This is a genomic window from Sulfurimonas limnophila, from assembly GCF_059705345.1.
The window spans coordinates 1,407,999-1,427,623 of the sequence record NZ_AP046127.1 but is presented as its reverse complement, the minus strand read 5'-3'; the positions used below and the strand labels follow the sequence as shown (position 1 = coordinate 1,427,623).

Below are 19,625 nucleotides of genomic sequence, written 5' to 3'. Positions count from 1 at the left end.
ACAAAAGAGAGTTAAAAGATGGAGTATAGATATATAGGCAAAACAGGGCTTAGAGTTACTCCAATATGTTTGGGGACAATGAGCTTTGGCTCATGGAGTAGCGAAACAGAATCTTTTAAAATCATGGATAAAGCGTATGAGAGAGGGATAAACTTTTTTGATACCGCTGAAATCTACCCAGTTCCACCAAAAGCCGAAGACACAGGCAAGAGTGAGACAATCATTGGAAAATGGTTAAAGGGCAAACAACGAGATAGTATCATCCTAGCCTCAAAAGTTGCAGGTGCTGCAAATGGCTGGTTTGTCCCACCAATCCGTCATGGATATACAGCAATAGACAGATTTCATATAAAAAAAGCGATAGAGGGAAGCCTTAAGAGGTTAGGAACTGATTATATAGATTTATATCAGATGCACTGGCCAGATACAGTTGTACCTATAGAAGAGTCATTGATAGCCTTTGATGAGCTTGTAAAAGAGGGAAAGGTTAGATATATAGGGAGCTCAAATGATACAGCTTATGGGCTTTGTAAAGCAAATGAGACCTCAAAGAGATTAGGTATTGCTAGATTTGAATCTATCCAAAATAATTTCTCACTAAACAATCCACGTTTTTTGGATGAACTCTCCACTGTATGCACAAAAGAGAGTATCTCGCTATTGGCTTATTCGCCAATTGCTGGAGGAGTATTAAGTGGAAAGTACAATAGTAAAGATTATCCACAAAACGCAAGATATACGGATTATATGATTAGTAAAAATATAAGATTAAACTCTCAAGCGGAGAGATTTTTAAATGAGAAATCATTAAAATCTACTGCTCTTTACTTGGATATAGCAAAAAGATTTCAAATTTCACCAGTAACTTTAGCTGTTGCCTATTCAAAGCAGTTTTCATTTGTAGCTTCAACTATCATAGGTGCTAGAAATATAGAGCAGATGGATGAATCGCTTGGAGCGTTAGATGTTACGCTAAGTGAAGAGATAATGGCAGAGATAAAAGCGGTTCAAAAAGAGATTATGTACCCAATGGGTTAAAGGTTAAAACTCTCTGCCATATAGTGCTCTATATCATCGCTCTTTAGCTCACTCTTTACAAAGAGTTCATTTGCTAAAATGCCTTGAGCGAGTAACATGTCCGCACCATCTTTGCAGATGATGTTTTTATCTTTTGCCAACTTTAAAAAAGGTGTGATTTTTCCATAAATCACTTCAGCTACAAAAGAGGTACTATCTAATATCTGCTCAATTAAAGCAAGTGGGGCAGGGAATTCTTTATCTTTTAGTCCAGCACTTGTTGAGTTTAGTACCAAATCATACTTTTTTATCTCAAAATTATCCCAGTTAAAACATTCACAACCAAGTTCTTTAAAGTAAGAGAGCTTTGAATCACTTCTGTTCATAACGCTTACTTTTATGCCAGAGTCTATAAACTTTGAGGCTAACGCCTTTGCAGTTCCACCAGCTCCAAGGATTAAGATATTTTTTACATCTCCAAACTCTTTAATGGCAAACATAAACCCATCAGCATCCGTGTTGTAGCCTATAAGACGACCGTTTTCGTTTACGATGGTGTTTACAACTCCTACTTTTTTTGCAAAACCTCTTACTTCATCACAAGCTACATATGCAGCCTCTTTGTGTGGAACTGTGACATTTGCACCTGAGAGCTTAAGTGATAAAAAAGTCTCTTTCAATTTCGAGCCATCTTGCAGATGAATTCTGGTGTAACAAGCTTTGTAGTTTAGATGCTTAAATACGCTGTTGTGCATAAGCGGAGAACGAGAGTGTGCAACAGGGTCGCCAAATATAGCAAAAAGTTTCATCTATATCTCAGCGTTATCAAGATCTTCAAGTGAAGCAACTAATGCTCCGAGTTTATTTTTGACTTCTAGGTATTCAAGCTCATTTTGACTATCTGCAACAACTCCAGCTCCAGCTTGAAGAATGACTTTATCATCTTTAACCATTGCTGTTCTGATAGTTATCGCACTATCCATATTTCCATCAAAACCAAAGTAGCCAATACTTCCACTATAAAAGCCACGTTTTAGCCCTTCAAACTCTGCTATAAGCTCCATTGCACGAATTTTTGGAGCCCCTGTCATTGTTCCTGCTGTAAAAGTTGCCATAAACAAGTCAAACATATCTTTATCATCAGCAAGAGTAGCCGTAACATCAGAGACAATGTGCATTACGTGAGAAAAGCGTTCTATGTGCATCATATCTTCAACTTTAACACTTCCAGTCTTTGCAACTCTACTTACATCATTTCTACCTAAATCTATAAGCATAAGATGCTCTGCTAACTCTTTTGGATCTGCCAGTAGTTCAGCTTCGAGTTCTTTGTCTCTTTGTTTTGTAGAGCCTCTTTTTCTTGTTCCAGCTATCGGGCGCAAAAGAAGTTCGCCATTTGTAACTCTAACCATAACTTCAGGTGAAGAACCAACAATATTAAAATCTTCATACTCCATCAAAAACATATATGGTGATGGATTTTTTGTTCTAAGAATTCTGTAAAAACTAAATGGATCCACTTTAATGTTTCTAGTAAAGCGGTTTGTCATAAGGATTTGAAACACATCACCACTTCTTATCATCTCTTTTGAATCATCAACCATTTTAAAGAACTGCTCTTTGGTGTGAGCAAAGCTTCCTTTGTCGTTTCCAATATTTTTTTTCATATGTATATACTCGTAAGAGCCTTTTAGTTCGTTTTCGATTGTGTAAAATTTATCACTCATCTCTTTGAGTGTACTTATCAGCGTTAATTGATGATTTTTGTGAGAATAAACTAAAATAATTTTAGGGAGCATAAGGTCTAAATCTGGAGTGTTTAGCTCATCTTTGAGTGTGTCCATGCTTGAGTGTAGTTTTGGCTCAAAAACTTTTACCATATCATAACCAATGTAGCCTATAAAACCATCTATATAACCTACTTTAAGTTCACTTGAGGCTTTTTTATAGATTGAGGTATCTATATTTTTATAGTAATTTTTTAAAAATATAAATGGAGACTCATCTTTAGAATGAACTAATCCATCTGCATCAGTATAGATAGTTTTACCATCTATATACTGAACTCTCTCTCTGGCACCTATGCAGATAAAGCTATAGTTACCCTCGCTCTGTCCAGCACTCTCAAAAAGATATGAAATTTCATCTGTAAAAATAGTTTTTAATTTTGCATAAACTGCGATTGGAGCTAATTGGTCTTGAAAAAATTGTTTTGAGTAAATCAAAAGAGTGCCTTGTAAAAGAGTTGCTCCCGAAGGAGCGTAAGTTCTATTATATTTTTGTTAGAAAAGCGCCTGACTCAACAGAAGCTCTTATGCTCTTAAGTGCTTTTCTAGCTTCACTCTCAGAACTAAAAGGTCCTACTAGAACCTTATTCAAAGGAGTAGCATTGTTTGGTACTTTGTGAAATTTATATTCATAACCAAGTTTTGTAATTGATTCTAAAAATTTCTTATTTGGCTCATATCTTGAAAAAGAACCAACTTGAATATAGTATCCACCAGAAGCTACTGCTTGAGGCTTAGATTTCGGCTCTTTTTGTGTAACTCTCTTCGGCTCTATATTTTTTGGTTCAACTTTTGCAATTTCTGTTGTTTCTACTTGTTTCTCTTCTTGTGTTTGAGCTTTAGGAGCCTCTTTTGTGCTCTCTTCTTTAAGTTTTTGAGCAATCTCATCAAGAGAGATATTTTCTTTATTTGTTTCTTGAACAACAGGAACATCTTCAAAAAGTGGCTCATCAGCTAAACTTTTTATCTCTTTTTGTGGTTCAGGAGGAAGAATTGCTTGTGGCAGATTGTCTGTATTGCTTGATGTTAAAGTATTCATAAGCATAACAACAACAATAAGTACAATACCAAGTGTAGCAACAGCTAAAATAATTCTCTTATTTCCAGCAGACGAACTATTTTTGTTTAAGATAATGTCATTTAATTCATTTTTTTCTTCCATAACGTCTCCTTAATCTTCTTTATTTATAATAATACCAAAAAGTTGTTTACATATGCTTTGACCAAGAAGCACCACGCTCCTTGGAGTAAACATCTATTGGAAGTGTCAAAATATTATACTCATCTGGCATATCTGCATTTGGAAACATTTTCCATTGCATAGGTTGTTTAGCTGATAGCTTCATGCTTATCATTTTTCCCAATTGGATTGCCTCTTGAAGAGTTGTATGTCCTTTATGGATATATACATGAAGATGCCCTTCAGTCCTTGTTTTATAAGCCGTAAAGTTTATAAAACCCTCTTCACGTAATAGAAGTTGAGCCTTGTGGTAAAAACGTTCAGGGTCTCTTCCGTTATAGTCGATAACAATATTTTCTACTTTTCCATGTTTGTTAATAAGTGAGTGTGCAACGGTTATCTCGCCTTTTATGTGCTGAGAGATAACAGCCTGTGATAAAGAAGCATTTACCTTTTCAAATTTGTTATAAAATGTTCTACCTTTAAAGATAATCTTATCTACTACTGTATCCCTTTTAATCCAGTAGTGATCAGTTAACATTTTTATAAGATTTAAATCAGATGTTGTCATCTTTTCTCCTTAGTATGTTGATTGGTTATAGATTACAAAATTTTTAGCTAATTCTTTTAGCTCATTTTTTACAGATGCTTGAAGCTCCGTATCGTTAATGTTATCTAAAACATCTGCAATTTTGTTAGCAATAAATTCAAATTCTTTCTCTTTCATTCCTCTGCTTGTAAGTGCAGGACTTCCGATGCGGATACCAGAAGTTACAAAAGGACTTCTTGTCTCACCTGGAACTGTGTTTTTATTTACTGTTATACCTGCGTTTCCAAGAGCGATATCTGCATCTTTACCAGAGAAGTCACGGTTTAAAAATGATAGCAGAACTAAGTGGTTGTCAGTTCCACCACTCACTAAATCGTAACCTCTTTTAACAAGAACTTCACCTAGAATTTTAGCGTTAGCTTTTACTTGCACAGCATACTCTTTCCACTCAGGAGATAGATTGTATTTGAAACCAACTGCCTTTGCAGCGATTACATGTACAAGAGGTCCACCTTGAAGAGCGGGGAAGATTGCAGAGTTCATTTTTTTAGCAATCTCTTCATCATTTGTCATGATCATACCGCCACGAGGACCTGCAAGAGTTTTATGAGTTGTAGTTGTCACAACGTGTGCGTGAGGGAATGGACTCATATGCTCACCCGCAACAACAAGTCCTGCAACATGGGCGATATCTGCAAACATAATTGCTCCAACAGCGTCAGCTATCTCACGGAATTTTTTAAAGTCTATCTCTCTTGCATAAGCAGAAGCTCCACAAACTATGATTTTTGGCTGTACTGCTTTTGCAATTTCTAATATTTTGTCATAATTCATACGACCATCAAGCTCAACACCATATGTGAAGCTTGAGTAGTTTTGACCTGAAAAGCTAGGTTTTGAGCCGTGAGTAAGGTGCCCACCGTGGCTTAAATCCATACCTAAAAGTTTATCTCCAGCTTTAAGTAATCCAGCATAAACAGCAGCGTTTGCTTGGCTTCCTGAGTGCGGTTGTACATTTGCATAGTTACAACCAAATAGTTTACAAGCTCTATCAATTGCTAACTGCTCAACACCATCAGCATACTCGCAACCGCCATAATAACGCTTCGCAGGGTAACCTTCTGCATATTTGTTTGTAAATACGCTTCCCATCGCTTCCATAACTGCTGGAAGAGTAAAGTTTTCACTTGCAATCATCTCCAAATGGTCAGTTTGTCTCTCTAACTCTTTTTCACATAAATCAAATATATCTTTATCAAACTCTTTTAAAAAACTCATTTTTTATTCCTTTTATTTATTTAGTTTTAGTTCTTTTTACTCTTCTGCTACGATTGGTTTCATCGCTGGAAAGAGTAAAACATCTCTTATTGAGTGTTCATTAGTAAGCAACATTACAAGTCTGTCTATTCCTATGCCTTGTCCAGCAGTTGGTGCCATGCCATAGCTTAATGCCTCTACAAAATCCAAATCCATGGCGTGAGCTTCATCATCCCCACCATCTTTTGATTCTACTTGAGCTTTAAATCTATTGTATTGATCAACGGGGTCATTTAACTCACTAAATGCATTTGCTATCTCACGTCCTGCAATAAAGAGCTCAAATCTCTCAGTTATATCTGGATTTTTATCATCTCTTCTAGCAAGAGGTGAGATGTCAACAGGGTACTCAGTAATAAAAGTAGGGTTAATCAGTTTGTCTTCAACAAATTCATCAAACAGCTCCCCTTGAAGTTGACCTAAGCTTAGATTGTTCTTTACTTGGATGTTTTTCTCTTTTAAAAATAAGATAATTTTATCCTTATCATTTACTATCTCTTTTGGAACGCTACCTATTGTGTATAAAGATTCTATTAGTGGTACTTCGCTAAATTTATTGAAATCAACTTCCATATCTCCATAAGGAAGAGAAGTTGGAAGGTTTAGATGATCAAAAAGGTATCTAAAATACTCTTTTGTAATTTCAATCAAATCTTTGTAAGTTTTGTATGCCCAGTAAAACTCGATAGAGGTAAATTCAGGATTGTGTGTAGCATCCATTCCCTCATTTCTAAAGTTACGGTTTATCTCAAAAACAGCTTCAAAACCGCCAACAATAAGTCTCTTTAGATATAACTCAGGAGCGATTCTTAGGTATCTGTCAATTCCTAGTGCATTATGATGAGTTACAAATGGTTTAGCATTTGCGCCACCTGCAATTGGGTGCATCATCGGAGTTTCAACTTCTAAAAAGCCTTTGTCTTCAAAAAAACGACGAGTTAGAGAGATTACTTTAGATCTTATTTTAAATGTTTTGCGAACATCAGCATTCATGATAAGATCAAGGTATCTTTTTCTATATCTTGTCTCTTTGTCTGTTATGCCATGAAACTTCTCAGGAAGAGGAGATATCGCTTTTGTTAAAAGTTTAAGATTGTCAGCATGAAGAGAGAGCTCCCCTTGCCCAGTTACAAACGGATACCCGCTCACTTCTACAATATCACCTGCTTCTATGTTTTTTTTGAAAGTTTCGTTGTAAAACTCTTCGCCTATATGGTCTCTTGCAACATATATCTGAAGAACATTACTCTCATCTTCAATCTGTATAAAACTAGCTTTTCCCATAATTCTAAAGAGCTTTATACGTCCACTTATTGTGTAGTGTCTCTTTTCATCTCGTTTGTTCTCTTTATGGATTACATCAGAGTTGACATTTAAAAACTTCTCAATAGTTGCATTTCTTTTTGATTCGTTTGCGTAAGGGTTTATCCCAGCATTTCTTAAAATTTCTACTTTTTCAATTCTTTGTTGAATAAATTTGTTATCAAAAACCAATAATTCTTCCTTTATTTTTTTGTCTGTTTTTTTTGACAGTTTTTACATATGCCATAAATTTGCATGGAGTGGTCTTTCATCTCAAAGCCAAGCTCCTCTGCTATTTTATGTTGTCTCTCTTCTATTTGTTCGTCTACAAATTCTGTTATAGCGCCACAGTTAGTGCATATAAAATGATCATGATGATGTTTTGCGCCAAGCTCATATTTTTTTCCTTGCGCACCAAATGAGAGTGAAGTTACCATCTCCGACTCTTCTAAAAGAGAGAGAGTTCTATAAACAGTTGCTATTCCAGTATTTAAATCTGGAAATTTCTCTTGAATAAGATTATGAAGAGCTTCTGGTGTTAAATGCTCATCTGAGTTATATAGAGTTTCTAGGATAACTTCTCTTTGGATTGTGAATTTCAAACTGTTTTTTTTAAGAAGTTGTTTAAAATCTTCTAATAACTGTTTATACGCAACTGTTTTATCATTAAAGTCAGTAGTTATCTCAGACATATTATTTATCTTCTCCTTTTGATAAGTTTTCTTCACTGTTCATATCTAGTTTTTTCTTCGTATCTTCAACTATCTTTAAAGCGCTGTTTTCTATGTTTTTTGTAATGTCTTCTTCTAGTATTTGTGAGCCTTTTTCTATAGTTGCATTGATTTCATTAGAGATTTCGATAGGATCAAGCTTCATAATAAAACTTCCTGTTTTAACTAAGATAGGAAAAAGAATACTGTTTTGCATCATTGAGTCGAGATTTGCACGCATAGCTTTAATGTTGTATGTAGAGTATAAAATAACTGATGCTATAAGGAAAAATTTACTTGCACTAAATATAAATCCCAAAATTTTATCGAAAATTCCAAGACCACTAACTGAGCTTAATCTTTTAAAGAGAAGACCAATTGCTATCATAAAAAGCCAAAATAGAGAGAGTGTTACCAAAAAACCTGTAAAGCTTATCGCAGCATCATTTTGGAATTTTAGTACTGAATCATTTATGATTTTTCCTACACTCTCACCAACTCTAGAAGCTAAAAAAATACCGCCGATAATACCGACTAGGCCGAATATCTCTTTAAAAAAACCGTTTAAAATACCTTTTAGTCCTAAAAATAGAACTAAAATCGAGACAACAATATCAAAATAACTAAACTCCATTAATCACAATCCTTCGAGACCATATTTTTTCCGCTTTTTTTTGAATTATAGAGAGCTTTATCCGCTCTTGAGAGTAGAGAGTCTGGGGTATCACTCTCTTTTAATTTTGTAACGCCAATGCTAGCTGTTACAGAGATTCGCTCACCCATATAGATAAGGTTGTTTGAACTGATAAGGTGTAGAAGTCTATTTGCTATAATCTCACACTGCTCATTACTATTTCTATTTATAACAATAGTAAACTCTTCTCCGCCATATCTAAAGATCTTATCACCATCTCTTAGTGTTTTTCTTAGTATATTTGATATAAAAATAAGAATCTTATCCCCAGCTACATGACCGTATTTGTCATTAATAGTTTTGAAGTTGTCTATATCTATCATCATTACATGAAGTGTGTATGGTACACTTTTATTTGAACACACTTCACTAAGATAAGAGCTAAGTGCTCTTCTGTTAAATACTTTAGTTAGAGGATCAAGATTTGAAGTCTCTTCTAAAATTTTTACTTTTTGATGCAAATCTGAAATAACTTTGTTTGCTTTATTTACTTCATCACTCATATGAGTATGAATATCGTGGAATTTTTCAGACAATGCATTTAAGTCAATATGCTGTTCATTGCATTTTTCTACAGTATCTTTGTTTAGTTTTGTCAACTCTCCAAATTTCTCATTTGTAGTTTTATATGAGTTTAAACTCTCTTTTGCAATTTCTTTGTAAGAGTTTTTAAAACTCTCTTTTGCGTGTTCGAGTGTGTCTAAATCTTTATCGTTAATGTTTGTGACTATGTCAATAGCATCTTTTAAATAGCCTATTACCTGTGCCTTTGATGCTTCTTTTTCAGCATCAATACGCTCTAAAAGATTCTCATAAATCTGTTCAACAAGTGCTTTTAAATCGTTTTTTTGCATGATGATGTAGTCCATTAAAAAATATGTTGCATTATACATTCCTAAGAATAAAAAAAAGCTTTTTTATGGGCTTTGAATTTTTAAACTTCACTAATCAGTGCTATTTTAGGTAGTGTAATGTAAAATTACAAAAATAAATAAAAGACTATAAAAAAGGTATTACTATGAGTAATTGGAGCGCATCAAGTTGGAGACAAATGCCTATTGTGCAACAACCTACATACCCAAATAAAGATGAACTAAAGAGAGTTTTAGAAGAGCTTAGAAACTATCCTCCACTTGTTTTTGCAGGTGAAGCACGTTCTTTAAAAACTCAGTTAGCAAATGCTTCTGAGGGAAAAGCTTTTTTACTTCAAGGCGGAGATTGTGCTGAGAGTTTTAGCGAATTCCATGCACATAATATTCGTGACACATTTAAAGCTATTCTTCAAATGGCGGTAGTTATGACTTATGCTGGAGGGCTTCCTGTTGTAAAAGTTGGTCGCCTTGGTGGTCAGTTTGCAAAACCTCGCTCAAGTGATAGTGAAACGATAGGCGGCATAACACTAGATGCATATCGTGGTGATATTATCAATGGCGTTGATTTTACTTCAGAGATGCGCATACCAGATCCACAAAGAATGATAAAAGCATATAACCAATCAGCAGCGACTTTAAATCTTCTTCGTGCTTTTGCATCTGGCGGATTAGCAGATTTGCATGAAGTTCATAAATGGAATCTTGACTTTACTCATCAGAGTGAAATCAGTAAAAAATATGAAGATTTAGCAGAGGAGATTGGGAAATCTCTGAAGTTTATGGAAGCGTGTGGCATTACATCAAAAACCCACAGAGCCCTAAGAGAGACAGATTTTTATACGTCGCATGAAGCACTGTTATTGCCATATGAAGAGGCATTTACAAGAAAAGATTCAATTACTGGTGAATGGTATGATACGTCTGCTCACATGTTATGGATAGGCGATAGAACACGTCAGCTTGATGGTGCGCATGTTGAGTATATGAGAGGAATTAAAAATCCAATCGGAGTAAAAGCTGGTCCATCAATGGATCCAGAAGATTTACTTAAACTTTGTGATATTTTAAATCCACAAAATGAGGCTGGTAGATTAAATATCATTGTTAGAATGGGTGCTGATAAAGTAGCCGATGGTATGCCAAAACTTATTCGCGCTATAGAGCGTGAAGGTAGAAAAGTTCTTTGGAGTTGTGACCCTATGCATGGAAACACAATCAAATCATCAAACAACTTTAAAACTCGTCCAGTTGACTCTATCTTGACTGAGATGAAGCAATTTTTCCAAGTTCATAAATCTGAGGGAACATTTGCGGGCGGTGTTCATTTAGAGATGACAGGTAAAAATGTAACTGAGTGTATCGGCGGCTCGTTTGTAGTTACAGAAGAGGATTTAAGCTCTCGTTACCATACTCACTGTGACCCAAGACTAAACGCTGATCAAGCGCTAGAGTTAGCATTTTTAATAGCAGACACTCTAAGAGAAGCTCAAAAGTAGTTAGTGCGTATTTGCACTAGCTATTATTTATCTCTTCTTCTTTTTCTTGAATACTAAGTAGCTCTTCAACTTTAGCTTCGTAAAGATTTTTTAAATCTTCTAGCTCTTTGGCTAATAGTGTGATACCGATTTTTTCATAACAAGCAGGATTTGCCAAGCAACTGTTTTTCTCTTCAATTTTCACTTCAAGCTCATCTATTTCAAGCGGTAATTTCTCTAACGCTATCTTCTCTTTAAATGTTAGCTTTAGCTCTTTGTCTTTAGCTTCTCTTGGCTTTAGCTCTGTTTTTTGGCTCTCTTTGCCTAGCTCATTAAGTTCTCTTATCTCATGTTCTAGTTCGAGATACTCAGTGTAACTTTGATAACTCTCTTCTATGCTCTTATCATCTTTAAAAATAAAGAGTTTTTTAGCGATTTTGTCTACAAAATATCTATCATGGCTTACTATGATTACGGCTCCGCTAAAGTTTATCAACTGCTCTTCTAAAATATTTATTGTTGGAATATCCAAATCGTTTGTAGGCTCATCTAGAATTAAAATATCTACATTTTTTGTAAAAAGTAGTGCCAGAGCGATACGGTTTTTCTCTCCACCGCTAAGAATACCTATCTTTTTATCTAAGAATTCTCTGGGAAAGAGAAAGTTTTTTAGGTAGCCATAAACATGCATATCTCGCCCACGAACACTTACTCTATCTCCGCCATGTGGACAAAAAGTCTCCATAAGATTTAGATTATCATCTAACATCTCACGGTGTTGATCAAAATAGCCTATCTTAAATTCGCCTCTTTTTATCTTCCCCTCTGTTGGCTCAATGCGCCCTAAAAGAGCTTTTAACAGAGTTGATTTACCACTTCCGTTTGGTCCAACTATGGCGATTGTATCTTTTTGAAGTATTCTGGTTGTAAAGTTTTTAAATAGCTCTTTATCTCCTATGGTTAAGCCAAGATTCTCCACTTCAAAGAGCATCTTTTGCTTGTTTACACTTTTGTCTCGGTTAAAATGTTTTGCTTCACGCTCGAGCTCTAGTGTCATTTTTTTTATTTTAGAGGGATTTGTTTTTGCATCTTCTCTAAGAGACATAAGTCTCTCTTTTCGCCCTTCATTTCTCTTTAGTCTTGCCTTTACACCGCGAGAAAACCACTCGTTTTCTCTCTTTAGTATAGTTAAAAGAGTTTCATGTTGCTTCTCAAGAGTTCGCATATACTCCTCTTTTTGGCTTAAGTAGTTGCTGTACCCTCCGCTATACTCTCTGATGGAGCAATCTTCAACTTCAACGCTCTTAGTAGCCACTCTATCTATGAAATATCTATCATGAGATATAAAAACAAGAGTAAACTTCTCTCTTAAAAGTAACTCTTCTAAGAACTCCACCATATAAACATCAAGGTGGTTGGTAGGCTCATCAAGAAGTAAGATATCTGGTTTTTGTAGAAGCAGTGAAGCAAGAGCAACTCTTCTTTGCTCCCCTCCGCTAAGCATAGCAACTGGCTTTTGCTCATACTGCTTGAGATCAAAATGCTCTATTATGCGGTCAATCTTATCATCTAAATTCCAAGCGTTATGGTGCTCAATATAGCGAGAGAGCATCTCATGCTCATCTATAAAAGCTCTGTTTTGAAAATCATCTGCTAGGAGATGCGATAGTTTTTCATATCTCTCTTTTGCAATGTTAAGCTCACTTAGACCATCTTCAACTGCCTCTCTTACAGTAGCACCATCTTTAAATTCAGGTCTTTGATCTAACATTTTTATCTCTAAATTTTGTCTACAAATGCGCTCACCACTATCTTGCTCTAGGGTACCATTAACAATTTTCATAAGAGTAGATTTTCCACTCCCATTTTTGCCGATGATAACAATTCTCTCACCCTCATCAACATGAAAATTTATATCTATTAAAATTTTTTGTGCTTCATAATGTTTTGATATGTTTTGTAGGTCTATTAGTGCCATAGATGTTTATTAACTCCAGATTATAGGGCTTTTAAAGAAAAAAAATTAGGGCTAATAATATCTCTATTATTGTTAATAACGACTTATTGTCAAAGTGTATAATAAAACTTCTTTTTCACATTTCACAATAATTACACCAAGTTTGAATATAATAAAAAAAGTATTTATTTGTGTAAGTTAAGGAGTTCAAATGGTAAATGTTACATCTTACGGGGCAGCGCTTAGTGTTACTGGTTCGTGCCACCTTGTAAAAATAGGCTCTATACGTATTTTGATTGATTGTGGAATATTTCAAGGAAATGGTGGAAACAATAAAAACTATGATGATTTTGAGTTTGATGTATCAAAAATAAACTATCTAATTTTAACACATGCACACCTTGACCATATAGGAAGAGTTCCAAAGCTCATAAAAGATGGGTTTAATGGAAAAATTATCGCTACAAAAGCTACAAAAGATATTGCAAAAATCATGCTTCTTGATAGTGCAAATATACTTGAAGAGGAATACAAAACTCTAAGAAGAAAAGCAAGAAGAAGAGGCGAGGAAGAGGCTATTTTAGAGCCTTTATATACCAAAGATGATGTAAAGAGTGTTTTTGAAAAAAAATGGTGTACGCTGGATTATTTTGAAGAGTATAAACTAAAAAATCATATAAGAGTATCTCTAGGGAATGCTGGACATATCTTAGGAAGTGCTTTTGTTATGCTAGATTATCAAGAAAAAAACCATGCTAAACGTATAGTTTTCTCAGGTGATTTAGGCTCACCCCAGAGACTAATCATTGATAATCCAGATAGCGTCGGCGAGGCTGATTATCTTTTTATAGAGTCAACATACGGCGACCGCAGACATAAGCCTCTTGATGAGAGCATGGATGAGTTTAAAGAGGCTGTTCGCGCTACTCTCAAGCAGAATGGAAATGTAATCATTCCATCGTTTGCACTGGAGAGAACACAAGAGATACTTTGGATACTTCATGAGATGCATGATAGTGGCGAGTTGCCAAAATGTGATATATATTTGGATAGTCCACTAGCTATTAAAGCAACAAAACTATATAACCGTTATCCAGTATATTTAAGTGATGAGCTTAGATATACACCTGGCAGCGGAGGCGATCCTTTTTCTTTTTCATGGCTTAAAAAAAGTACATCAAGAGACCAATCTATGGCGATAAATAAAGTTCAAAAACGCGCTATCATAATAGCAGGAAGTGGTATGTGCAATGGAGGGCGTATTATGCACCATCTAAAACATAGATTATGGAGTGCAAAAAATGCAATTGTTTTTGTTGGTTATCAAGTTCATGGCACTTTAGGTCGAAGCATTGTTGATGGAGATAAGTATATTAAGATATATGGAGAAGAGATAGCAGTAAAAGCAAAAGTTTACACTATTAACGGTTTCTCAGCTCATGCGGATCAAAAAGAGTTGATTGATTGGATACGTCCGATAGAGGGGTTAAAAAATCTATTTTTAATTCATGGCGAAGAGGATAAGATGGAAATTTTCTCAAGAGAGATTCAAAAAGAGTTGGGACTTGAGCCTAAAATAGTAGAGTATGGAGTTAGTATAAATCTTTAGAACTCTCCATTACAGAACTCTTTAGCCGTATACCAAGCGGCTATCGAAGCATCGTCGTATTGATACTCTCTTTGCTTAAAAGGTATTGAGCTGTTTCGTAGTTTTGAGCGAACTATACCTATAATGATAAATGTTAAAACTAGCGCAAGAAGAGCTATAAAAAAGTCATAAAAATACCATACGCCAAGAGAGAATAAAACTGTAGTGTATTGTAAAAATAGCCTTAATATTAGTGCTATAACTTTGCATCTCTTGAGATAAAGCCTAGGAGTAGACTCTATCTGTTCTATGATTTGCTCTTCAATGTTCTCTTTAAACAAAAGTGTACCAGATTACTTTACTACCATTACGTCTGTTAGAGATTGCTCTAAAATATCAAAAGCAAAGAAGCTAACGTTTTGTGTCGCATGTATTACAAGTAAATCATGTTCAATCTCTTGTACCTCTTTTTGAAATGTTTTAGCATTTAGAGAACTTTTAATAGAACGTGAAGTTACATTAATCTCTTTTGGTAGAGTTAGAGAGTCTAAAAATAGCTCTAGCTCTTTTTGTGACTCATCTTGTACGCCTTGTTGGTACTCTTCAACATTTTCTGCATCCATTCCATAAAGGCTCATAGTGTTGCCAAGAGGCATGTAAAAGAGGTTTACTAGAGTTATAGAAGAGTCACTAAAAAGCTTAGCTGTATATTTAATTGCTTGTGCAGATTCACTAGACATATCTGTAAGAATTAGTATGTTTTCATATTTTAGTTCATGCTCTTTTTTCATAATTAAAATAGGAGTTTGTGAATGTTTTATAATCTCTTTTGTGTGTGAACCCATAATGAGAGTATCTAGTAAGTTTGTCTCACCGCTATTTCCCATGATAATCATATCAGCACCTAAGATATTCGCTGTATTTGCAACTTCAACTTTTACTTTTCCACTGACACAGTGATAATTCTCTTTTTTTATTGAACTAAATTTTTTGCTAAGCTCTAAAAAACCATTCTCTTTAGCCGCCTCTAAATCTATTTTTTTTGAAAAAAATGAACTCTCAATAACGTGTACAACATGTAGATTACCGTCCATATTGTTTGTGAATGCAAGCGCTTTTTCTAAAACAACATAACTGTTTTTTGAAAAGTCAATCGCAACAAGTAGTGTAAATTTTTTCATATCAACTCCTGATTTTAATAATATATAGCATATATTCCGCATCTTATATAAGCCTTATAAAGGCTATATGACATCATTATAACTTATTTGGACAAATAGAGTATTTATTTAAGTATGAAAATATAATTTTAATAAAACAACTTAGTATTATTGCCTATAGAGTAAAGAGACTTTAGTTATATAGACTAAGCTTTCTTGATTTGATTTGCAATTATTAACTTTTTTTGCTACCATTTCTCAAATTATTAACTAAAAAGGATTTAAAAAATGGCAAAACATCAATTTCAAACCGAAGCAAATCAGATACTAAACCTTATGATTCACTCACTATATTCAAACAAAGAGATATTTATTCGCGAGTTAGTTTCAAATGCTTCAGATGCACTTGATAAATTAAATATGTTAGTGCTAACAAACGATGAGTACAAGGGCGTAAACTTTGCTCCTCGTATCGAAATTATTGCAGATAAAGAGGCGAAGACTTTAACTATTACAGATAGTGGTATCGGTATGAATGAAGAGGACTTGATGAACAATCTTGGAACGATTGCAAAGTCAGGTACAAAAGCATTTTTGGAGAATTTAAGTGGAGACCAAAAGAAAGACTCTAACCTTATTGGTCAATTTGGTGTAGGTTTTTATGCTTGTTTTATGGTTGCACACAGAGTTGAAGTTACAACAAAAAAAGCTGCCAATGAACAAGCTTATCTTTGGATTAGCAAGGGTGATGGCGAGTTTGAGATAGAAAAAACTACTAAAGAGTCTCATGGTACAACAATAGTAATGTACTTAAATGATGATGAGAGCGAATTTTTAGATAGTTATAGAGTAGAGAGTATTATTAAAAAATACTCAAATCACATCCCTTTCCCAATTTTTATGGATAAAGATAAGTTTGTTCCTGCAAAAAAAGATGATGAAGGTAAAGAGATAGAGCCTTCAAAAACTGAAGTTGAAAATACTCAAATTAATCGTGCAAATGCTCTTTGGACAATTTCTAAAAATGAGATAAGTGATGAAGAATATAAAGATTTTTATAGTTCAATCGCACACTCATCAGAAGAGCCTATTGTATGGATGCACAATAAAGCAGAAGGCGCTATAGAGTACACAACACTTTTTTATATTCCAAGCAAAGCACCGATGGATATGTATAGAGTTGATTATCAAACAGGTATCAAATTATATATCAATCGTGTATTTATTACAGATGATGAAAAAGAGCTTATGCCAACATACCTTAGATTTTTACGTGGTGTAATTGACTCAAAAGATTTACCGCTAAACGTTTCTCGTGAGATTTTACAATCAAACGCAGTTATGGCAAAAATTAAAAATGCTTCTGTAAAAAAAGTTCTCTCTGAATTAGCAAAGATAGCTAAAAATGATGCTAAAAAATATGATGAGTTCTTTACACAATTTGGAAATGTTTTAAAAGAGGGACTATATAGCGACTATGGCAATCGTGAGAAGATTTTAGAACTTATAAAATTTAACACTATAAAATCTGATGAAAAAATTATGATTGAAGAGTTTATAAAGAATGTTGATGATAGTAAAAAAGAGATTTATTATCTAACTGGAAAAACTTCACTCTCAATGCTTAAGAACTCACCAGCATTAGAGAGATTTAAATCTCGTGGTATTGATGTTTTAATTTTAAATGAAGAGATAGATACAATTATTTTTCCAATGGTTACAGAGTATAAAGAGTATAAATTAGTACATGTAAATGATGCAAAGTTTGAAGAAAATGAAACTGATAAAAAAGCTCAAGAAGAGAGTTCAAAAGAGTTTGATGGGCTTATAAAAGAGTTAAAAGAGTCTCTTGGGGATAGTATAAAAAGTGTTGAAGTTACATTTGACTTGGTTGACTCACCTGTAAAGCTAAAAGAAGACAAAGAAGACCCTGCTTTTATGATGGCGCAAATGATGAGACAGATGGGACAAAACAGTGATACACCAACTCCATCTCCAATTCTTCAGATAAATCCTAAGCATGAGCTAATTATAAAATTAAAAAACTCTGCTGATATAAATTTGATAAATGATGCCGCACATTTACTTTTAGATCAGGCAAAGCTATTTGATGGGGTTCAACTAGAAGATACAGCTGGATTTGTTTTAAGATTAAACAGAGTTATTGCAAAAGCAATATAAGCTACTTTTATGAGTGCTTTTGTAGCACTCATATCCTCTTTGTTATATTTTTTTATTCCTTTAAAATAATAAGATAAGAAAATATGATATTTTATCCCATGAATTATACAATTACTGAAAAAAGACTTCCAGAAAATTCTCACTTACGTTATAAAATAGATATGATGATACGAGATGGGGACACATTTATACAAAAAAATCTTGAACATTTAAATATTTTATTTTATAAGTACGAGATAAAAGAAGCAGTTACTGAATTGTCTTTGGAAGAAGATATTATCCTTCAACTTATAGAGGATTATGTTATACAAATTTTAAAATCAAAAATGGCGTTTTACAAATATATTCATGAATTAAAAAAAGATATGTTAGATGGAAAAGTTTTAGATTATACAAATATTAGAAATTTAGCACACAAAAATTTAGGTGTTGTAAGAAATCTACGTATAAAAGATGCACAAATACTTCTTGAGGTAATAATGACAGAAGAAGATTTAGACTATTTAAGACTATGTGTTAAAGCTCTAGAAATATCTGCTATAAAATTAAATCCTCTTTGTGCATATGAAACATTAAATCTTATAGCAGTAAAGAATTCACTTTAATCTCTAACTGCTTTTGAGACTTTTTCAAGTAGGTTAGATGGTTTTTTGATAATTGTTGTTTCATTGGTTGTTGTTGGTAAAACAAACGCAAGTATGATAAATATAAAAGAAAATATAACACTTACTAATACAGTAAGAACTACTTTTAGTTTATATTCATTCATAGGTTTTTAATCTACTTTATTTAAGCTATTTGAAGTTATATAAATCCAAAACTCTTTATGCGTATAACCTTTATTTAGAAAGAAAATTTGCAAGATTGCAACTCTATAAAGCGTTATTATCATTTTCGCAAAAGGTATAAGAAGAGAGATACTCATAAGTAAAGATTGCTCTTTGTCTCCTTTTGAGTTTATCATCTCTTGCATACCTATATTTTTACTAAGGTATAATCCAAAGAATATCGAAAAAATAAAGTTTAAAATTAATCCAAATGTCATGTAAGCTATAAAATCTTGTTCATGTATTCCAGCAATCATAGATGCTCCAATCATATATTTTATTTTTAATATTAGAGATTATTTTAACTAAACAAAACTTTTTTATTCATAAGTTTTTATTCTGTTTTTTGTAAAAAATGTTCCAAAAGGGATAAGTGACGCTACAAAAAATATTATAGTTTCTTTGAATGGCCATTTTGCCTCTTGCCATGCTTTAGTTAAAAGAAGGCAAAAAAGTACAAAAAGAATTCCGTGAATCATTCCTACTATTTTTACAGCCATTGCAATTCCAAGAAGATACTTCATTGGCATAGCAATAAACACAAGTGCTAAATAAGAGTAGCCTTCAATTGTATTTATCCATCCAAATTTTACAACATTTTCATTTTTCATATTTTATTCCATTTCGTTCATTATATATTGATTTGCGGATTATATAATCTAAAAGTAACAACTTGGTTGTTTGTTAAAATATAAAAAGCAATCACAAACTCTTTTTAAACTTTGATGTTATACAATGGCGCGAAACTTGTTAAAAAGGGATATTACATGGAAACCAACCTTGTACTAGAAGGCATTAAATTTATGGGTCTTGGGATGGGCGCTGTATTTTTGTTTCTTGCAGTTATGATATTTTTTATGGGTGCTATGTCAAAAGCTGTACATAAATTTTTCCCTGAAGTTCAGCCAAATTTAGGCTCTTCATCTAAAAATACTCAAGATATTAACCAACAACAAAAAGTAGTTGCTGCGATAACAGCTGCAATCAAACATCATAGAGAAAGTTAAG

21 protein-coding genes are annotated in these 19,625 nt (G+C 33.7%); 6 read left to right on the top strand and 15 right to left on the bottom strand.

The window, feature by feature from the left end; all coding sequences use genetic code 11:
• Nucleotides 1-18: 18 nt before the first annotated feature.
• Nucleotides 19-1,038 carry an aldo/keto reductase gene (locus AC6H33_RS07175; protein WP_497604205.1) on the top strand — a complete coding sequence of 340 codons (1,020 nt, stop codon included), beginning with the start codon at nucleotides 19-21 and terminating at the stop codon, nucleotides 1,036-1,038.
• On the opposite strand, the gene AC6H33_RS07170 is transcribed toward AC6H33_RS07175, so the two are convergent.
• From AC6H33_RS07170 to AC6H33_RS07130, 9 genes are read right to left on the bottom strand one after another with little or no spacing between them, the layout of a single operon-like run.
• The gene (locus AC6H33_RS07170; protein ID WP_497604204.1) at nucleotides 1,035-1,826 is read right to left on the bottom strand and encodes a shikimate dehydrogenase; all 792 of its coding nucleotides are present in this window, start codon (nucleotides 1,824-1,826) and stop codon (nucleotides 1,035-1,037) included. The genes AC6H33_RS07175 and AC6H33_RS07170 overlap by 4 nt on opposite strands.
• Complete coding sequence (locus AC6H33_RS07165) at nucleotides 1,827-3,242, bottom strand: anthranilate synthase component I family protein (protein WP_497604203.1); 1,416 nt, start codon at nucleotides 3,240-3,242, stop codon at nucleotides 1,827-1,829.
• A 46-nt stretch (nucleotides 3,243-3,288) separates the two neighbouring features.
• On the bottom strand, nucleotides 3,289-3,966 hold the full coding sequence (locus AC6H33_RS07160) for an SPOR domain-containing protein (protein ID WP_497604202.1): 678 nt from the start codon (nucleotides 3,964-3,966) through the stop codon (nucleotides 3,289-3,291).
• 46 nt (nucleotides 3,967-4,012) lie between these two features.
• Nucleotides 4,013-4,555, bottom strand: a complete 543-nt coding sequence (locus tag AC6H33_RS07155; protein WP_497604201.1) for a DUF1882 domain-containing protein — start codon at nucleotides 4,553-4,555, stop codon at nucleotides 4,013-4,015.
• A gap of 9 nt (nucleotides 4,556-4,564) precedes the next feature.
• A complete protein-coding gene (locus tag AC6H33_RS07150) occupies nucleotides 4,565-5,812 on the bottom strand; it encodes a serine hydroxymethyltransferase (RefSeq protein WP_497604200.1) in 1,248 nt (415 codons plus the stop codon).
• A gap of 36 nt (nucleotides 5,813-5,848) precedes the next feature.
• Nucleotides 5,849-7,345: a lysine--tRNA ligase gene (lysS, locus tag AC6H33_RS07145; RefSeq protein ID WP_497604199.1), complete on the bottom strand. Its 1,497-nt coding sequence runs from the start codon at nucleotides 7,343-7,345 to the stop codon at nucleotides 5,849-5,851.
• Between the two features lie 11 nt (nucleotides 7,346-7,356).
• Complete coding sequence (locus AC6H33_RS07140) at nucleotides 7,357-7,845, bottom strand: Fur family transcriptional regulator (protein WP_497604198.1); 489 nt, start codon at nucleotides 7,843-7,845, stop codon at nucleotides 7,357-7,359.
• 1 nt (nucleotide 7,846) lies between these two features.
• Nucleotides 7,847-8,497: a CvpA family protein gene (locus AC6H33_RS07135; RefSeq protein ID WP_497604197.1), complete on the bottom strand. Its 651-nt coding sequence runs from the start codon at nucleotides 8,495-8,497 to the stop codon at nucleotides 7,847-7,849.
• Nucleotides 8,497-9,411: a GGDEF domain-containing protein gene (locus AC6H33_RS07130; protein ID WP_497604196.1), complete on the bottom strand. Its 915-nt coding sequence runs from the start codon at nucleotides 9,409-9,411 to the stop codon at nucleotides 8,497-8,499. Before AC6H33_RS07130 ends, AC6H33_RS07135 begins: the two co-directional genes overlap by 1 nt.
• Before the next feature lie 164 nt (nucleotides 9,412-9,575).
• On the opposite strand from AC6H33_RS07130, the gene AC6H33_RS07125 reads away from it, so the two are divergent.
• Nucleotides 9,576-10,925: a class II 3-deoxy-7-phosphoheptulonate synthase gene (locus tag AC6H33_RS07125; protein WP_497604195.1), complete on the top strand. Its 1,350-nt coding sequence runs from the start codon at nucleotides 9,576-9,578 to the stop codon at nucleotides 10,923-10,925.
• Nucleotides 10,926-10,941: 16 nt separating this feature from the next.
• On the opposite strand, the gene abc-f is transcribed toward AC6H33_RS07125, so the two are convergent.
• Nucleotides 10,942-12,882, bottom strand: a complete 1,941-nt coding sequence (gene abc-f / locus AC6H33_RS07120; RefSeq protein ID WP_497604194.1) for a ribosomal protection-like ABC-F family protein — start codon at nucleotides 12,880-12,882, stop codon at nucleotides 10,942-10,944.
• A 190-nt stretch (nucleotides 12,883-13,072) separates the two neighbouring features.
• Here abc-f and AC6H33_RS07115 point away from each other — a divergent pair, with 190 nt between their 5' ends.
• Nucleotides 13,073-14,470: an MBL fold metallo-hydrolase RNA specificity domain-containing protein gene (locus AC6H33_RS07115; RefSeq protein ID WP_497604193.1), complete on the top strand. Its 1,398-nt coding sequence runs from the start codon at nucleotides 13,073-13,075 to the stop codon at nucleotides 14,468-14,470.
• Here the strand turns inward: AC6H33_RS07115 and AC6H33_RS07110 are convergent.
• Nucleotides 14,467-14,790 (bottom strand): hypothetical protein, encoded by a 324-nt coding sequence (locus AC6H33_RS07110; RefSeq protein ID WP_497604192.1) that lies wholly within the window; start codon nucleotides 14,788-14,790, stop codon nucleotides 14,467-14,469. The two genes, AC6H33_RS07115 and AC6H33_RS07110, sit on opposite strands and share 4 nt — an antisense overlap.
• 12 nt (nucleotides 14,791-14,802) lie before the next feature.
• On the bottom strand, nucleotides 14,803-15,630 hold the full coding sequence (locus AC6H33_RS07105; protein ID WP_497604191.1) for a universal stress protein: 828 nt from the start codon (nucleotides 15,628-15,630) through the stop codon (nucleotides 14,803-14,805).
• A 267-nt stretch (nucleotides 15,631-15,897) separates the two neighbouring features.
• Here AC6H33_RS07105 and htpG point away from each other — a divergent pair, with 267 nt between their 5' ends.
• Nucleotides 15,898-17,790 carry a molecular chaperone HtpG gene (htpG, locus tag AC6H33_RS07100; RefSeq protein WP_497604190.1) on the top strand — a complete coding sequence of 631 codons (1,893 nt, stop codon included), beginning with the start codon at nucleotides 15,898-15,900 and terminating at the stop codon, nucleotides 17,788-17,790.
• A 98-nt stretch (nucleotides 17,791-17,888) separates the two neighbouring features.
• Nucleotides 17,889-18,395, top strand: a complete 507-nt coding sequence (locus AC6H33_RS07095) for a hypothetical protein (RefSeq protein WP_497604189.1) — start codon at nucleotides 17,889-17,891, stop codon at nucleotides 18,393-18,395.
• Here the strand turns inward: AC6H33_RS07095 and AC6H33_RS07090 are convergent.
• The 3 genes from AC6H33_RS07090 to AC6H33_RS07080 all read right to left on the bottom strand — a co-directional run bounded on the left by AC6H33_RS07090 (nucleotide 18,392) and on the right by AC6H33_RS07080 (nucleotide 19,228).
• Nucleotides 18,392-18,559 (bottom strand): hypothetical protein, encoded by a 168-nt coding sequence (locus AC6H33_RS07090; protein WP_497604188.1) that lies wholly within the window; start codon nucleotides 18,557-18,559, stop codon nucleotides 18,392-18,394. The two genes, AC6H33_RS07095 and AC6H33_RS07090, sit on opposite strands and share 4 nt — an antisense overlap.
• A gap of 6 nt (nucleotides 18,560-18,565) precedes the next feature.
• A complete protein-coding gene (locus AC6H33_RS07085; protein ID WP_497604187.1) occupies nucleotides 18,566-18,874 on the bottom strand; it encodes a hypothetical protein in 309 nt (102 codons plus the stop codon).
• Nucleotides 18,875-18,937: 63 nt separating this feature from the next.
• Nucleotides 18,938-19,228 (bottom strand): DUF3817 domain-containing protein, encoded by a 291-nt coding sequence (locus AC6H33_RS07080; protein WP_497604186.1) that lies wholly within the window; start codon nucleotides 19,226-19,228, stop codon nucleotides 18,938-18,940.
• 156 nt (nucleotides 19,229-19,384) lie between these two features.
• On the opposite strand from AC6H33_RS07080, the gene AC6H33_RS07075 reads away from it, so the two are divergent.
• Nucleotides 19,385-19,624 (top strand): OadG family protein, encoded by a 240-nt coding sequence (locus AC6H33_RS07075; RefSeq protein ID WP_497604185.1) that lies wholly within the window; start codon nucleotides 19,385-19,387, stop codon nucleotides 19,622-19,624.
• Nucleotide 19,625 lies beyond the last annotated feature (1 nt).

What these genes read in the sequence shown, in the direction of transcription:
- AC6H33_RS07175 (WP_497604205.1), top strand. Translation starts at nt 19, where the DNA reads ATGGAGTATAGATATATAGGCAAAACAGGGCTTAGAGTTACTCCAATA.
- AC6H33_RS07090 (WP_497604188.1), bottom strand. Translation starts at nt 18,559, where the DNA reads ATGAATGAATATAAACTAAAAGTAGTTCTTACTGTATTAGTAAGTGTT.
- abc-f (WP_497604194.1), bottom strand. Translation starts at nt 12,882, where the DNA reads ATGGCACTAATAGACCTACAAAACATATCAAAACATTATGAAGCACAA.
- AC6H33_RS07170 (WP_497604204.1), bottom strand. Translation starts at nt 1,826, where the DNA reads ATGAAACTTTTTGCTATATTTGGCGACCCTGTTGCACACTCTCGTTCT.
- AC6H33_RS07105 (WP_497604191.1), bottom strand. Translation starts at nt 15,630, where the DNA reads ATGAAAAAATTTACACTACTTGTTGCGATTGACTTTTCAAAAAACAGT.
- AC6H33_RS07085 (WP_497604187.1), bottom strand. Translation starts at nt 18,874, where the DNA reads ATGATTGCTGGAATACATGAACAAGATTTTATAGCTTACATGACATTT.
- AC6H33_RS07080 (WP_497604186.1), bottom strand. Translation starts at nt 19,228, where the DNA reads ATGAAAAATGAAAATGTTGTAAAATTTGGATGGATAAATACAATTGAA.
- AC6H33_RS07150 (WP_497604200.1), bottom strand. Translation starts at nt 5,812, where the DNA reads ATGAGTTTTTTAAAAGAGTTTGATAAAGATATATTTGATTTATGTGAA.
- AC6H33_RS07155 (WP_497604201.1), bottom strand. Translation starts at nt 4,555, where the DNA reads ATGACAACATCTGATTTAAATCTTATAAAAATGTTAACTGATCACTAC.
- htpG (WP_497604190.1), top strand. Translation starts at nt 15,898, where the DNA reads ATGGCAAAACATCAATTTCAAACCGAAGCAAATCAGATACTAAACCTT.
- AC6H33_RS07075 (WP_497604185.1), top strand. Translation starts at nt 19,385, where the DNA reads ATGGAAACCAACCTTGTACTAGAAGGCATTAAATTTATGGGTCTTGGG.
- AC6H33_RS07095 (WP_497604189.1), top strand. Translation starts at nt 17,889, where the DNA reads ATGAATTATACAATTACTGAAAAAAGACTTCCAGAAAATTCTCACTTA.
- AC6H33_RS07160 (WP_497604202.1), bottom strand. Translation starts at nt 3,966, where the DNA reads ATGGAAGAAAAAAATGAATTAAATGACATTATCTTAAACAAAAATAGT.
- AC6H33_RS07135 (WP_497604197.1), bottom strand. Translation starts at nt 8,497, where the DNA reads ATGGAGTTTAGTTATTTTGATATTGTTGTCTCGATTTTAGTTCTATTT.
- AC6H33_RS07140 (WP_497604198.1), bottom strand. Translation starts at nt 7,845, where the DNA reads ATGTCTGAGATAACTACTGACTTTAATGATAAAACAGTTGCGTATAAA.
- AC6H33_RS07115 (WP_497604193.1), top strand. Translation starts at nt 13,073, where the DNA reads ATGGTAAATGTTACATCTTACGGGGCAGCGCTTAGTGTTACTGGTTCG.
- AC6H33_RS07125 (WP_497604195.1), top strand. Translation starts at nt 9,576, where the DNA reads ATGAGTAATTGGAGCGCATCAAGTTGGAGACAAATGCCTATTGTGCAA.
- AC6H33_RS07130 (WP_497604196.1), bottom strand. Translation starts at nt 9,411, where the DNA reads ATGCAAAAAAACGATTTAAAAGCACTTGTTGAACAGATTTATGAGAAT.